This is a genomic window from Vulcanococcus sp. Clear-D1, assembly GCF_014654725.1.
In the GTDB taxonomy this organism is placed as follows: Bacteria; Cyanobacteriota; Cyanobacteriia; order PCC-6307; family Cyanobiaceae; genus Vulcanococcus.
The window spans coordinates 80,498-94,304 of the sequence record NZ_JACVZV010000038.1; the positions used below are offsets into that span (position 1 = coordinate 80,498).

Here is a 13,807-nt window from a genome sequence, read left to right on the forward strand (position 1 = left end):
AAATTTCGCGAAGTTTGCCAGCAGATCAGCCTGGCTGGTTGTTCCTGGTGGGCGCCTCCACATCCCCGGGATGCAGCAGCAGACGCCGCTCCAGCAACAGCAGCCCCACCACGGTGGTGATCGTGACCATCAGCACCAGTGCCGAAAACTGCGGCGGGTTGATCACACCGGCATTCAGCGCGGTGGTGGCAAACACCAGACCTGGCAGACCGCGGGGAATCAGGCCGAAGATCACGGCCCAGCGATCCACGCCGTTGCGCTGATCACGCTGGGTGATGCCCAAGCCGCAGATCAGCTTGCTGGTGATGGCCAGGGCCAGCAAGGTCAGGCTCAAGCCCCAGGCCTGCGCTTCAAGCAGCGTGCCGGCCTGGATGCGCATGCCCACACTGATGAAATAGAGGGGCAGGAACACCTCGGAGATCACCGTGAGCAGCCCGCCCACCTGCGGTGGTTGCTCCGATAGGCGGTTGAGCAGCACCCCGCCCCAGAGGGCTCCGAGTAGGGAGGTGAGTCCACTCACTTCGCCCACCCAGGCACAGCCCACCAGCAGCATCAGCACTGCCAGGGGGCTCGTGGGTGCAGCCCAGCCCTGGCGGCGCCACCAACGGGCGATCCGATCACTGAGCAGGGCGGCCGCGATCCCCAGTAGGGGGCCGAGCCAGCCAGCGCTCACGCCGCTGAGAGTGCGGCCGCCAAGGGCCACCGCCAAGCTGAGCAGGGCGATGGCCGGCAGATCGTCGAGCACCGAAACCCCAACCGGCAGACGGCCTGTTGGCGTTTGCAACGCCTGGCGCTGGGCCAGCAGCCGTAGTGTGACGCCTGTGCCGGTGGCCGCCACGCAGGCCAGGCAAAGCACGGCCGTAGCTGGCGCCATGCCCAGCCCGAGCACCAATGGGCTATAGCCCAGAAGCGGCCCGATCACGCTGAGGCCCAGCAAGCGCAGGATCGTGCCGCGCCGTGAGCTCAGCAGGTCGCCCCGCACCTCCAGACCCACCTGGAAGAACAGGGCAAGCACTCCCAGTTCGGTGAGCCCGCTCAAAGGAGCGATGGATTGATAAGGCAGCAGCGTGTTGCCCAGCCCAAAGCCGATCAACAGCTCCACCACAATCGCCGGCACCGCGAGCCGCGAAAGCTGGCCCGCCATCAGGCGGGCTGCCCCCAAGCCGATCAACAGGATCAGCAGCGTGGTGAGCAGGGAGGGTGATTGCAAGCCCGCGGCTCTCGCCGATTAGTTCGAAGCTTCGCCTTCAGCCTCAGCTTCAGCGGGCTGGGTGGTTGGTTTCATGTTGGCCCCGAGCTCGGTGCAGGCTCGGATTGGATCCACATCGGGGGCCAGGCCCAGCGCTTTGCGCAGGGCATCCATTTGGCTCACCGATTGCATGTCAAGCGAGGCTGCAGCCTGCTCACAGGCAATCTTTTTGAGGGCCTGGGTGTCCGGCGGGCGGCAGCCACTGAGAGCGGCTCCACTCACAACGAGCGCCGTGGAGGCCAACCAGATCCGGCGATGCTGCAGGGCATTTCCGAGCGGCTGCAAAGGATTGACCACGGGCGAAGGCTGTGAATTGGATCAACGCTAGGGAGGTTGAAAAGAACTGCGTCTTGAGGCGTTTGAAAATGCAACTGGGCCCTCAAGTCGCCTTCGTTTAACGGGCGGGTAGCCACAGCTGTTGGCTTCGATCTCTAAAGATGAGCGCCAGTTGAGCCGCTCGCTCCTTCTTGATGCTCCCGTTCCACTGGCTCACTCAAACCCTGGCCTTCGGCTTGGGCATCTCGTTCAGCCCTCTCAACATCGCCCTGGTGGCTCTACTGCTGCTGGGCACCCAACCGCTGCGGCGCTGCGGCACCTTCCTCACGGGTTGGGTGCTCGCCAACGGCGGCGCTCTTAGCGCCGTGGTGTTGATCGGCGGGCGGCTGAGCTGGGCCATGCACTTGGGCAGCCGCGGCCAGATCTTGATCGATCTGATCGGTGCGGGGGCCTTGGTGGGGTTGGGCCTGTTTCAGCTCACGCCGGCCGTGGCGATCGGTGAGGAGAACTGGGCCATGCAGCTGATGACCCGGCTGCCAGAGCTTGATGGCCTTCCCCTGGTGGGGCTTGGGGCAGGCTGCGCCTTGGTGAGCCCGGAAAACCTGGTGTTTTATGTGAAAGAAGGGGGGATGCTGCTCACCAACCACACCAGCCTGCGTGGCGATCTGGAGGTCGGAGCCGTGTTTGTGGCCGTGACCGCCTCCTTACTGCTGCTCCCACCGCTGCTCTGGATCGTGAATGGTGAGGGGCTGCGCGTCTCGCTCGAGCGCGTCAATGATTGGCTGGTGCACCGAGCCGAATGGCTGGTGGGTGTGTTTGCACTCGTGCTGGGCGTTTATCTCGGATGGCAGGGCATTGAGGGTTTGCGTCATCTGACCCTGCTGGCCTCCGCCTGAAGGTGAACGCAGCTTGCTGCGTTGGTTTGATGAGTCTGGCGCTCAATGAGCTCGCCTTAAATGAAATACATCGCCTGAGCTTGCAGGCGCGCATCCCGTTCGGTGAGGAGATCGGAAAGGGTTGTGCTGGTGAGGAGTTGATCCCTTCGCAGGCGAAGTTCCTCCCCGAGTGCAAGGATCACCTGCAGCTCGTTGCTGCCTTGAGCAGGATCAGGCTGCTCAGCTGTGCCATCGAGGCAGGCGATCACGTCGGCCAGGCAGATTTGAGCAGCTGGCCTCGAGAGCGAGTAGCCACCGCGGGCGCCGCGGACGCTGCGCACGAACCCTGAGCGGCGCAGGCTGGTCATCATTTGCTCGAGGTAGCGCTCAGGGATGGCCTGCCTGGCAGCAATTTCGGATACCTGCAGGAGCTCTCCGCTGGATTGCACATCCGCCAGCTCCATCAAGGCCTGCAGGCCATACGTGGTTTTCGCACTGAACCCCAATCGGGCAGGTAAGCGCAAAGATCAGTCTGTCATCCAAAGAACGGTAACGCGCTCGGAAATGAAGGATTCCCGCGTCATGCGCCTGCGAGCTGCCTTCTGGATCAATAAATTCGTAAATCCGATCTGAACACCGTTGTATCGTGGGGCTCTGCGTGCGCCTCCCGTGGCTGATCTCTTGCTTGCAGTGCTCCAGCCAGGAGCCCTCATCACTCTCTTGGTCCTGGTTGGGGCCATCGTGTTGTTCGTCGGCGGCTGGCTCGCGCCCGAGCTCGTCGGTCTGCTGGCCGCGGCGCTGTTGATGGTCACGGGTGTGCTTAAGCCGTCTGAAGCCGTGGAGGGATTCGGAAGCCCAGCCCTGATCACCCTGATGGGGTTGTTCGCCCTCTCCGCCGGTTTGTTCCGCAGCGGCGGCCTGGATCGGTTGCGGGCCCTGATCGGCTCGGATGCCGTGCGCAGTCCCAAGCGGATGATCGCCGTGATGGTGGCCGCGGTGGGGCCTGTGTCGGCCTTTGTGCCCAATACCCCGATCGTGGCCAGCCTGCTGCCCGTGATTGAGGGCTGGTGCCAGCGCCGCCGCATCTCGCCCTCCAAGGTGCTGCTGCCGCTCTCGTTTGCCACGGTGCTCGGCGGCACCATGACCCTGCTGGGCAGTTCGGTGAACCTGCTGGCCAGTGAGGTGAGCAGCAAGCTGGGCTACGGGGCCTTCGGGTTGTTCAGCTTCACCCCCATCGGCATAGGTGTTTGGGCGATTGGTGGGGTTGTGATGCTGCTCCTGGCCGATCGCTTTCTGCCCGATCGCGGCACTGATGACGACGATCTGATCGCCTCGCTCTCCAGCAGTGGCTATCTCACCGAGGTGGAGATTCCCCCTGGCTCTGAGCTGATCGGTCAGTCGCTCCATGGCAGCCGCTTGCAGCGCCGCTTCGATGTGGATGTGCTGGAGCTGCACCGCGGCACGGAGCGCTTCATGCCTCCTCTGGCCGATCGCACTCTGGTGCTGGGTGATCGCCTACTTCTTCGCTGCAGCCGCGAAGATCTGTTGCGCATCCAGCAGGACCACACCGTGGTGCTGGCTCCCACCTCGGAGGACCTCAGCAGTCCCGATCAACAGAACAACCAGCACATGGTGGAGGTGTTGTTGCCCTCCGGTTCCACCCTCGCTGGCGATTGCCTCCGGGATCTGCGCTTCCGTCAGCGCTACAACGTCACTGTTCTCGCCCTTCGCCGCGGCAATGAGGTGTTGCGCGAGCGGCTCGGCCGGGCTCAGCTCCGCGAGGGCGACGTGCTGCTGCTGCAGGGCCCGAAGGATGCCATCCGCGGCCTGCAGGCCAACAACGATTTAGTGGTGCTCGAGCAGCTGGAGAAGGATCTGCCCACCGTCAGCCGCAAGCGCGTGGCGCTGCTGATTGCCGTATTGGTGATCGTTTTGCCGGGCTTTGATCTGATCCCCTTGGTGGCTTCTGTGCTGCTAGGCACGGTGGCGATGGTGGCTACCGGCTGCCTGCGCCCGGGGGAACTGCAGCGGGCGATTCGCCTCGACGTGATCCTGCTGCTGGGCTCCCTGGCCAGCTTCAGCGTGGCTTTGGAAAAAACCGGCCTGGCGGCTGCTTTCGCCAAGGCCCTGCTTCTGGGGCTTCAAAGCTGGCCGGTGTATGGGGCCCTGCTGGTGGTCTTCCTGTTCACCACCTTGCTCACCGAGGTGATGAGCAATGCCGCCACAGTTGCGATGCTGATCCCCATCGCCGGCCAGCTCGCCCAGGGCCTCGATCAGCCGCCGATGGCTTTCATCTACGCGGTGCTGTTCGGCGCAAGCCAGAGCTTCTTGAGTCCTGTGGGCTATCAGACCAACCTGATGGTGTTCGGCCCGGGTCGCTATCGCTTCCTCGACATCGCTCGCTATGGCTTCCCGCTCACCATCGCCATGACAGTGACGGTGCCGTTCCTGATCTGCCGTTGGTTCGGGATTTAAGCCCGCCGGCCGTCTACGCGATCGATCAGGATGAAACGGCTTTATTGATTGTTGAGCCTCGTGCGGCCCAGCTCCAGTTCTCCAGCTCGCCGCCCCTTACGTCGCAAGAGCCTGCTGCGCCTGCTTCGGCAGCGGCTGCTCTGGCTGTGGCACCACGAGGGCAGCCACGGCCAGCGAGCCCGAGGATTGGCGGCTGGCATTTTCATGGGGTGCTTCCCGTTTTTCGGGCTGCAGATCGTGCTGGGGGTAGCCCTGGCCAGCGTGGTGCGCGGCAATCACATCCTGGCGGCGGCGGGCACCTGGATCAGTAACCCCTTCACCTATCTGCCGCTGTACTGGTTCAACTACCAGTTGGGTTCCCTGCTTCTGGGGCCAGGGCCTGCCTTTCCCTCCCTGCAGGAGTTGCAGCAGGCGCCCCTTTGGGATCTTGGGGTGGCGATGAGTGGCCGGCTGCTGCTGGGTTCGTTGCTGGTAGGCATTGTCAGCGCCGTGGTGCTGGGAGGCAGCTACTGGTTGCTGCTGGAGCATCAGCATCGCCGCCGCAGCCCTCAATCCTGAGTTACCCCTGCGTTGTCGGGTAGGCGTTTCCAGCCAGCCAGCACCCCGAGAATGTCGGCTGCGCTTACGAGCCCCACGAAGGCTCCAAATTCATCTACCACCACCCGCACGGAGCTGCGATCGCCGCGGCGGAATGTGGTGAGCAACCGATCGGCTCGGATCATCTCGGGCACGTATTGAGGCGGATCGCAGAGCTCGCACACCAGGCGCGCTCCGCCGCCCTGCAGCAGTGCGGCCAGCGCTTCCTCCCGGCTCTGCACCCCCAGCACCTCATCCACCTCCTCCCCCAGCACCACCCACCAGGCATCGTCGGGCGCGGTCAGGATCTCCTGGTGCACCGATTCAAGGCTGGCGGCGCCCGGCAGCGAGGGCGTCGACACCCGCGACACCATCAGATCCCTTGCCGTGAGGTCGTTCAAGGCAAACACCTTGCCGATCATGGCGGCCTCATCAGCCTCGATCTGGCCCTGCTGTGAGCCCAGCCGTGCCATCAAATGGATCTCCCGCTCATTGGTGGTGAGATCGGCCTCCGCGGTAATCGCTGGCATCAGCTTCTCCAGCAGCAACAGCAGAGGCAAGGTGAGGCGCTCGAGCAGCAGCAAGACCCGAGCTCCACCCAGGGAGATCGGCATTGCAAAGCTGTTGCCCAACGCCTTCGGCAAGATCTCCCCAAACAGGATCACAGCCACCGTGAAGCCGGCATTGAACAGCACCAAGGCGGCTGTGCCTCCTGGCCATTGCTTGAAGGTGTGATCGGCCTGGCTGCCCAGCAGCATCGAGCCGGAAATATTGAAGAGGTTGTTGATCACCACCAGGAGGGCTAGAGCACGCCCCGGACGCCCTTTGATCCGCTCGAGGGCCCGCGAGCCTGGAACCCGCTGCTGCACCAGGGTGTGCACCTGGATCGGATTCACTGTGAGCATGGCTGCCTCGGTGCTCGAGGCCAGCGCCGAGCCCACCAGAATAAGCGCTGCCATGACAAGCAGCACAACGATCGGATTCATCGCTGGGGTGGGGATGCGCTTTGGACCGGACCTTACCTACGGTTTGCGGGATGAACCTGTCTCTGAGCCATCCACTTCAGGCGCTGCAGCGCTGGCGCCATCAGCTCACCGTGCCCCAGTTCACGGTGGTCACGGGTCTGCTAGTGATCGTGGTGGGCACGTTTTTGCTCGCTTCGCCCCTGTGTTCCACCGACGACGTCGGCCTTTGGCAGGCCCTGTTCACCGTGACCTCCGCCATCACCGTGACAGGGCTGTCGATCATTTCAATTAACCGGGATCTCACGTTGTTGGGCCAGGTGGTGCTGGCCGGCTTGATCGTCACCGGAGGCCTGGGCCTGATGGCGATCACCACCTTCCTGCAGGGTTTTGTGCAGGGGCGCTCCGGCCTGCGCCATCGCCTCGATAAGGGCCGTGCACTTGATGAATTCGGCGTGGGCGGCATCGGCCCCACCTTCAACAGCATCCTGATCACCGCCACCTGCGTGATGGGCCTCGGAGCGGTGGTGCTCTACGCCTTCGGCTTCACCAACATCGAACAGCCGGGCCAGCGGCTCTGGGCCTCACTGTTTCATGTGATCAGCGCCTACAACAATGCCGGCTTTGGCCTCTGGGACAACAGCCTGATCGACTACCGCGATAACGCCGTGGTGAATGGTGTGATCGCCTCCATGATCGTGATCGGCGGTATCGGCTGGCGGGTGATCAACGACCTGTGGGCCAACCGGCTGCGCTTGCGGCGCTTGCGCCGACTCAACCTGCACACCCGCTTGGTGGTGCGCAGCACGGTGCTGTTGATCGTTGTTGGGGCGATCGGCCTGCTGATCACTGAGCATTTCGGCTATCGGGCTTCGGCCATGGGGGATCTGAGCCTCTGGCAGAAGCTGCAGATCACCTTGTTCCAGTCGATTACCACCCGCACCGCTGGCTTCAACACCATTCCGCTCTCGGCCGAAACGATCACCGATGCCGGCCTGCTGTTGATGATCCTGCTGATGTTCATCGGCGCCAGCCCCGGTGGCACCGGTGGCGGCATCAAAACCACCACCTTTGCGATCCTGATGGGGGCCACCCGCTCCACGCTCGAGGGTCGCAGTGATGTGCTGATGCATCGCCGACAGATTCCTGATGCCACTGTGCTGCGGGCGGTGGGCGTCACCCTGGCTTCGGTGCTGTTTGTGGTGCTGATGGCGCTGTTCCTGGGCCTGGGCCCCACGGCAGCTGGCGTCAGCGGCCATCAGAGCTTCAGCTTTCTCGAGAAGCTGTTCACCTGTGTATCCGCCTTCGGCACCGTGGGTCTGGATCTGGGGGTGACGGCCAACCTCAACCGCTGGGGGCAGCTGGTGCTGATGGTGGGCATGTTTGTGGGGCGGATCGGCATCCTCTTGCTGCTGTCAGCTCTCTATGGCAACCGCCCGCAGCTGCGGGTGGGCTATCCCAGAGAAGACCTCTACGTCTAGAAAAGGTGGGCTTGCAGGTACAGCCGTGAATCAGTGGTGGCAGTGGGGCGCTGACGGTGAGGGCGGTCGCGGCGGGTTCGCAGTAATCGGTGTCGGTCGCTTTGGCTCCTCGGTTTGCGCGGAGCTCGTGCGTGCCGGAGCTGATGTGTTGGCGATCGATTCCAGCCAACGCGCGATTGATGAGCTGCGCCAGCTCGATCCTTCGATCGAGTGCCGCGTGGTGGATTGCACCGATGAAGAGGCCTTGCGCGCCGCCGGCGTGCTGGATTTGGAAACCGTTGTGGTGGCCATGAGTGATCCGATCGAGGCCAGCATCACCGCCACCCTGATCTGCAAAGACGCCAAGGGCACCCGGGTGCAGCAGGTGATCGCGCGTGCCACGAGCGATCTCCACATGAAGATGCTGCAGCGGGTGGGCGCCGATCGGGTGGTGTTTCCTTCAAAAATGATGGGCCAGCGCCTCGGCCTCGAGCTGGTGCGCCCCAACCTGCTGGAGCAGTTGCGCCTCGACGACCGCAGCTGTATCGAAGAGATCAAGGTGCCCAGTTCCTTTGTGGGCCACTCCCTGCGCGATCTCAACCTGCGTAAGCACTTCAACGTGAACGTGCTGGCGGCTGGCCCGGTGGGCCATCTCGATGTGAACCCGCCCGCCTCGCACGTGCTGGCCCAGGGGGAATTGCTGGTGGTGATGGGCTCGGAGGAGGCGCTGCGCTCGCTGCCGGGCAGCTGATCGGCTGCGAGCACCTGTGGCTGTTTCAACACCGCTCGTTTAAGGGTTGTGCACAGGGGGTTTGCTGCAGCCTCCGGCTGGCGCTAGCGAGGGTGGGCACGGCAGGAGGCCGGCCATGGCATCGAGCATCGCCACACGCGCATCGGCGGAGACGGATCTGCCCCCACCTCTCAAGGAAAGCGGCCAACGGGAGGTGTTCTGCGGGCTCACCTCGATCGTGTGGCTGCACCGGCGCATGCCGGATGCCTTCTTCCTGGTGGTGGGCTCGCGCACCTGCGCCCACCTGATCCAGAGCGCCGCCGGCGTGATGATCTTTGCCGAGCCGCGCTTTGGCACCGCGATCCTCGGCGAGCGGGATTTGGCCGGCCTGGCGGATGCCAATGAGGAGCTCGATCGGCTGGTGGCGCAGCTGCTGGAGCGCCGCCCCGAGATCCGCACGCTGTTCCTGGTGGGCAGCTGCCCAAGCGAGGTGATCAAGCTGGATTTGGCCAAAGCCGCCGAGCGGCTCAACCGCCAGCATGCCGGCCGCGTGATGGTTCTCAACTACAGCGGTAGTGGCATCGAAACCACCTTCACCCAGGGGGAAGACGGCGCCCTGCAAGCGCTGATTCCGCTGATGCCCGCCAGCGATCAGCAGCAGCTCTTGATCGCCGGCACCCTGGCCGATGCGGTGGAAGACCGCCTGGTGGGCCTGTTCCACAAGCTCGGCATCAAGCGGGTGGCAAGCCTGCCGCCGCGCCGCTCCACCGAGCTACCCGCTGTGGGCCCGGGCACCAAGTTGCTGCTGGCGCAGCCCTTCCTGAGTGGTACCGCCAGGGCCCTGATCGATCGCGGTGCAGAACTCATCCGCGCTCCCTATCCCTTCGGCGTGGAGGGGAGCCGGGATTGGATGGCCGCGGCGGCCAGCGCCTTTGGCGTGGCGCCGGCCCGGGTGGCCGAGGTGTTGGATCCCCTGGTGGAGCGGGGGCAGCGGGCTTTGGCTCCGATGCGGGAGACATTGGCGGGGAAACGGCTCTTCCTGCTCCCCGATTCCCAGCTGGAAATCCCGTTGGCGCGCTTTCTTAGCCGCGAGTGCGGCATGGAGCTGGTGGAGGTGGGCACCCCCTATCTCGATCGCCAGCTGATGGCCGAGGAGCTCGCGCTGCTGCCGCCTGGCACCCAGCTCAGCGAGGGCCAGCATGTGGAGAACCAGTTGCTGCGGGTGCGGCATCAACGGCCTGATCTGGTGGTGTGCGGCCTGGGGCTGGCGAACCCGCTCGAGGCGGAAGGCATGGCCACCAAGTGGTCGATCGAGCTGGTGTTCAGCCCCATCCATGGCATCGATCAGGCCGCCGATCTGGCTGAACTCTTTGCCCGCCCTTTGCGCCGCCGCCGTGCGCTGTCGTTTGCCTGATCAGCCCGTTTGCCCGCTTGTGTTGCTCGCTGCCTAACCGATGGAACTCACCCTCTGGACTTACGAAGGCCCCCCGCATGTGGGCGCCATGCGCATCGCCGCTTCGATGGAGGGGGTGCACTACGTGCTGCATGCCCCCCAGGGCGACACCTACGCCGATCTGTTGTTCACGATGATCGAACGGCGGGATCGGCGCCCACCCGTCACTTACACCACCTTCCAGGCCCGTGATCTGGGCGGCGACACAGCCGAGCTGGTGAAGCGCTCCATCGCCGATGCCGTGGAGCGCTTTCAGCCTGAGGCGCTGCTGGTGGGTGAGAGCTGCACGGCTGAGTTGATTCAGGACCAACCCGGTGCCCTGGCGGCGGGCATGGGCTTCGGTGATCTGCCGATCGTGAATCTCGAGCTCCCCGCCTACTCCAAAAAGGAGAACTGGGGCGCGGCTGAAACCTTCTACCAATTGGTGCGCACCCTGCTCAAGCCGCAACTGCCGGCGCCGGGTTCGCCCAAGCCCGATCCAGCCCGTTGGCGCTCCGAGGGCCGCCGGCCCCGGGTGAATCTGCTGGGCCCGTCGCTGCTGGGCTTCCGCTGCCGCGACGACGTGCGCGAGATCACGCAACTGCTGGCCAGCTACGGCATCGATGTGGCGGTGGTGGCTCCGATGGGGGCAAGGCCCGCTGATCTGCAGCGCATCCCTGCTGCTGACGCCAATGTCTGCCTCTATCCAGAGGTGGCGGGCACGCTCTGCAGTTGGCTGGAGCGCCAGTTCGGCATGGTTTGCGCGCGCACGGTGCCGATCGGGATCGGGGCCACCGTGGCGTTCCTGCGGGAGTTGCATCAGCTCTTGGCGCTGGAGTTGCCAGCGGAACTGCAGCCGGCCGCTGATGGGGTGTGTGAGGCCGAGCGCCGCTCCCGCCTGCCCTGGTATTCCCGTTCGGTGGATTCCACCTATCTCACCGGCAAGCGCGTGTTCGTGTTTGGCGATGCCACCCATGCCATTGCTGCCGCCCGGATCGCCAGTCGCGAGCTCGGGTTCGAGGTGGTGGGCCTCGGCAGCTACAGCCGGGAGATGGCCCGGGAGGTGCGCGCGGCGGCCCAGGAGCTGGGGGTTGAAGCCCTGATCAGCGACGACTACCTCGCGGTGGAGGCGGCCATCGCCGAGGCGGCGCCGGAGTTGGTGCTGGGCACCCAGATGGAGCGCCATAGCGCCAAGCGCTTGGGGATTCCCTGCGCGGTGATCAGTACGCCCCTGCATGTGCAGGATGTGCCGGCCCGCTATGCCCCGCAGATGGGCTGGGAGGGGGCCAACGTGATCTTTGATTCCTGGGTGCACCCGCTGATGATGGGCCTGGAGGAACACCTCATCGGCATGTTCCGCCACGATTTCGAATTCGTGGATGGCCACCGCAGCCACCTGGGCGATGGGGCGCCGACTGCTTCGAGCTCAGGCGTTGGCGAACCACCGATCATTGAAGAAGCGGTGCTGCCTGCCCTGGCTGGTCTCCATTGGAGTGCGGAAGGCGAAGCGGAGCTGCCTGCCCTGGCTGGTCTCCATTGGAGTGCGGAAGGCGAAGCGGAGCTGGCCAAGATCCCCTTCTTTGTGCGCGGCAAGGTGCGCAAGAACACAGAGGCCTTCGCGCGTGAGCGCGGCCTGGCGGTGATTGATAGCGAGGCGTTGTACGAGGCCAAGGCGCATTTCAGCCGCTGAGGCTCTGCGGCATCTCTCGCCGTGCTCGATCACAAACGCCAACAACTGAAACCAGCCCGCGGATTCGGCAGCACCCTGTAACCAGATGGTGTGGCCAGGATGTGCATCGGATGTGAGCTCAGCCAACAGCTGAGCAGCTGCTTCAGCCAGGCGGTGCTGGCCCGGGCTGGCACCACCAGTCGCCGCCGGGTGCTGCAGGCCGGCGCACTGATGGCCGCCTCCGCCGTGGCCCCCAGCCTGCTCAAGGGTGATGCTCAGGCCGCACCAGCGAACGGCAAGGCCGACTGGCTGTTTGAAGGCGGCACGATTCTCACCATGGAATCCGATCGGCACCGGGCCGAAGCCGTGGCCGTGCGCGGACGCGAGATTGTGTATGTGGGTGACCGCCGGGGCGCCCAGGCCTGGGTGGGGCCCGCCACCCAGCGCGTGGATCTCAAGGGCGGCACGTTGTTGCCAGGGCTGATTGACAGCCATGTGCACCCGATGGTGGGCGCCCTGTTGCGCAGTGGCGTTGGGCTCAAGATTGAGTGGCAGGAACGGGAGGTGCTCGACTCGATCGCCACCTATGTGAAAGCCAATCCCGGCACGGGTGTGTTTTTTGGTCAGGGCTGGAATTCAAATCTGTTTCGGGATCAGGGCGGCCCGCATCGGCGTGATTTGGATGCCATCAGTGCTGATCGCCCCATCTTTTTCTTCTCCTCCGATGGCCATTCGGGCTGGGCGAATAGCAAAGCGCTAGAGCTTGCCGGGATCACCGCTAAGACGCCTGATCCTCCCGTTGGTGGTTATGTGCGGGATCAGGATGGTCAGCCGACCGGTTACATCCGCGAAGTGCCGGCGATGCTGCCGGTGATCAATGCGCTCAATCTGCTGGATCCAGGCACCTATGGGCCAACGCTGCTGAAGCTTCTGCGTCAGTTCTCGGCGATGGGGTTTACCAGTGTGTTTGATGCTGCCCTGCCCTTCGGCCAGATCCCTGTTTTTACGGCTGTTCAGCAGTTGGATCAGAAGGGTGATCTGCCCGTGCGCTTGCACACCACACAGGTGGTGACGAGTGAAGACGATGTTCAGAATGCTGTTCAATCCCTCACGGAGCTTCGAAGCCAGTTCGGCTCAGAGCACTTTCAGATTTCCACGGTCAAGGTTGTCGGCGATGGAGTGATCGAGAATCGGCAGGCTGCCTTGCTTGAGTCGTATCTCGAGCCTGCCGGAACCCACGGGCGCCTTGCGATTTCTACGGATTCGTTGGTCAAGTTGCTCCGCCAATGTCATCAGGCCGGCTTTGATCTGCACTATCACACCATTGGAGATGCGTCCCTCAGGCAGGCCCTCGATGCCTTGGCGACCTGCCGCCAAGCGGGTCAGGCGCCGAAGCTCACCTTGGCCCATGTGCAGATCGTGGACGATGCGGATCAGGCTCGTCTCGCCAGGTTGAAGCCGTTGATCAGTAGTACGGGCATTTGGTGTATTCGCTTCCAGGAGGTGGAGAAGGCGATCGGCACCGATCGCTACAACAAGATGTTCCGTTTTGGGCGTTTGCAGCGTGATCACGGGTTGAACGTGGCGCTGGGCAGCGACTGGCCGGCGACCTATGCGAGCGGCACCCTCGGGATTGAGCCGATGTTGAATGTTCAGGCGGCCATCTTGAGGCAGCCGCCGCCGCCGCTGTTAGAGGCGATGAAGGGTTCGCTTGGGCCCAATGCTAGTGAACCCCTGCCGCCGATGCAGGATGCTTTCACCCTCAATGGCGCCTTGGAGGCTTACACCATTGCTGGTGCCAGGCAGTTGGGCATTGATGGCATCACCGGATCGATCAAGGTGGGGAAGCGTGCTGATCTGTGTGTGTTGGATCGGGATCTGACCCGTCTTCCTGCCGATGAGATCTATAGCGCTCGCTGCAGGCTCACGTTGATGGATGGAGTGGCTCGTCATGATGCTCGACAGACGACGTAAACGTCTTCCTTGATAGCGAGCTTCATGCACAGATCTTTGCCTTTGTCCTGAGTATTTGTGCTTATGGATAGGGCGATGTGTGTGCAGATGCGCACGCCTCGGGGATCGATGTTTCGCTTTGCCCTTCCT

12 protein-coding genes are annotated in these 13,807 nt (G+C 63.8%); 8 read left to right on the forward strand and 4 right to left on the reverse strand.

Features of this window, described 5'->3' with window-relative positions:
- Positions 1 to 25: 25 nt before the first annotated feature.
- Together H9532_RS15160 and H9532_RS15165 are read right to left on the reverse strand one after the other, a co-directional pair.
- The gene (locus H9532_RS15160) at positions 26 to 1,210 is read right to left on the reverse strand and encodes a cation:proton antiporter (RefSeq protein WP_296370081.1); all 1,185 of its coding nucleotides are present in this window, start codon (positions 1,208 to 1,210) and stop codon (positions 26 to 28) included.
- A gap of 18 nt (positions 1,211 to 1,228) precedes the next feature.
- Positions 1,229 to 1,546 carry a hypothetical protein gene (locus H9532_RS15165; RefSeq protein ID WP_296370083.1) on the reverse strand — a complete coding sequence of 106 codons (318 nt, stop codon included), beginning with the start codon at positions 1,544 to 1,546 and terminating at the stop codon, positions 1,229 to 1,231.
- Positions 1,547 to 1,719: 173 nt separating this feature from the next.
- On the opposite strand from H9532_RS15165, the gene H9532_RS15170 reads away from it, so the two are divergent.
- The gene (locus H9532_RS15170; protein WP_296370085.1) at positions 1,720 to 2,421 is read left to right on the forward strand and encodes a GAP family protein; all 702 of its coding nucleotides are present in this window, start codon (positions 1,720 to 1,722) and stop codon (positions 2,419 to 2,421) included.
- A 56-nt stretch (positions 2,422 to 2,477) separates the two neighbouring features.
- Here H9532_RS15170 and H9532_RS15175 read toward each other — a convergent pair whose 3' ends face one another.
- The gene (locus H9532_RS15175) at positions 2,478 to 2,906 is read right to left on the reverse strand and encodes an Rrf2 family transcriptional regulator (RefSeq protein ID WP_296370087.1); all 429 of its coding nucleotides are present in this window, start codon (positions 2,904 to 2,906) and stop codon (positions 2,478 to 2,480) included.
- 163 nt (positions 2,907 to 3,069) lie between these two features.
- Between H9532_RS15175 and H9532_RS15180 the strand changes: the two genes are divergently transcribed.
- Both H9532_RS15180 and H9532_RS15185 read left to right on the forward strand, forming a co-directional pair.
- Positions 3,070 to 4,875, forward strand: coding sequence for an SLC13 family permease (locus tag H9532_RS15180; RefSeq protein WP_296370089.1), 1,806 nt, complete (start codon positions 3,070 to 3,072; stop codon positions 4,873 to 4,875).
- A 120-nt stretch (positions 4,876 to 4,995) separates the two neighbouring features.
- Complete coding sequence (locus tag H9532_RS15185; protein ID WP_366664578.1) at positions 4,996 to 5,433, forward strand: DUF2062 domain-containing protein; 438 nt, start codon at positions 4,996 to 4,998, stop codon at positions 5,431 to 5,433.
- Here the strand turns inward: H9532_RS15185 and H9532_RS15190 are convergent.
- The gene (locus H9532_RS15190) at positions 5,424 to 6,437 is read right to left on the reverse strand and encodes a CNNM domain-containing protein (protein WP_296370093.1); all 1,014 of its coding nucleotides are present in this window, start codon (positions 6,435 to 6,437) and stop codon (positions 5,424 to 5,426) included. The genes H9532_RS15185 and H9532_RS15190 overlap by 10 nt on opposite strands.
- A 50-nt stretch (positions 6,438 to 6,487) precedes the next feature.
- Here H9532_RS15190 and H9532_RS15195 point away from each other — a divergent pair, with 50 nt between their 5' ends.
- The 5 genes from H9532_RS15195 (at position 6,488) to H9532_RS15215 (ending at position 13,678) form a co-directional block, all read left to right on the forward strand.
- Positions 6,488 to 7,894, forward strand: coding sequence for a potassium transporter TrkG (locus H9532_RS15195; protein WP_296370095.1), 1,407 nt, complete (start codon positions 6,488 to 6,490; stop codon positions 7,892 to 7,894).
- A 25-nt stretch (positions 7,895 to 7,919) separates the two neighbouring features.
- A complete protein-coding gene (locus tag H9532_RS15200; protein ID WP_296370097.1) occupies positions 7,920 to 8,624 on the forward strand; it encodes a TrkA family potassium uptake protein in 705 nt (234 codons plus the stop codon).
- A gap of 115 nt (positions 8,625 to 8,739) precedes the next feature.
- On the forward strand, positions 8,740 to 10,017 hold the full coding sequence (locus tag H9532_RS15205) for a ferredoxin:protochlorophyllide reductase (ATP-dependent) subunit N (protein WP_296370099.1): 1,278 nt from the start codon (positions 8,740 to 8,742) through the stop codon (positions 10,015 to 10,017).
- A 40-nt stretch (positions 10,018 to 10,057) separates the two neighbouring features.
- The gene (locus tag H9532_RS15210) at positions 10,058 to 11,725 is read left to right on the forward strand and encodes a ferredoxin:protochlorophyllide reductase (ATP-dependent) subunit B (protein WP_296370101.1); all 1,668 of its coding nucleotides are present in this window, start codon (positions 10,058 to 10,060) and stop codon (positions 11,723 to 11,725) included.
- A 99-nt stretch (positions 11,726 to 11,824) separates the two neighbouring features.
- Positions 11,825 to 13,678 (forward strand): amidohydrolase, encoded by a 1,854-nt coding sequence (locus tag H9532_RS15215; protein WP_296370104.1) that lies wholly within the window; start codon positions 11,825 to 11,827, stop codon positions 13,676 to 13,678.
- Positions 13,679 to 13,807 lie beyond the last annotated feature (129 nt).

Coding starts and splice junctions, on each gene's coding strand:
- H9532_RS15210 (WP_296370101.1), top strand. CDS start 10,058: ATGGAACTCACCCTCTGGACTTACGAAGGCCCCCCGCATGTGGGCGCC.
- H9532_RS15215 (WP_296370104.1), top strand. CDS start 11,825: ATGTGCATCGGATGTGAGCTCAGCCAACAGCTGAGCAGCTGCTTCAGC.
- H9532_RS15195 (WP_296370095.1), top strand. CDS start 6,488: ATGAACCTGTCTCTGAGCCATCCACTTCAGGCGCTGCAGCGCTGGCGC.
- H9532_RS15190 (WP_296370093.1), bottom strand. CDS start 6,437: ATGAATCCGATCGTTGTGCTGCTTGTCATGGCAGCGCTTATTCTGGTG.
- H9532_RS15205 (WP_296370099.1), top strand. CDS start 8,740: ATGGCATCGAGCATCGCCACACGCGCATCGGCGGAGACGGATCTGCCC.
- H9532_RS15170 (WP_296370085.1), top strand. CDS start 1,720: ATGCTCCCGTTCCACTGGCTCACTCAAACCCTGGCCTTCGGCTTGGGC.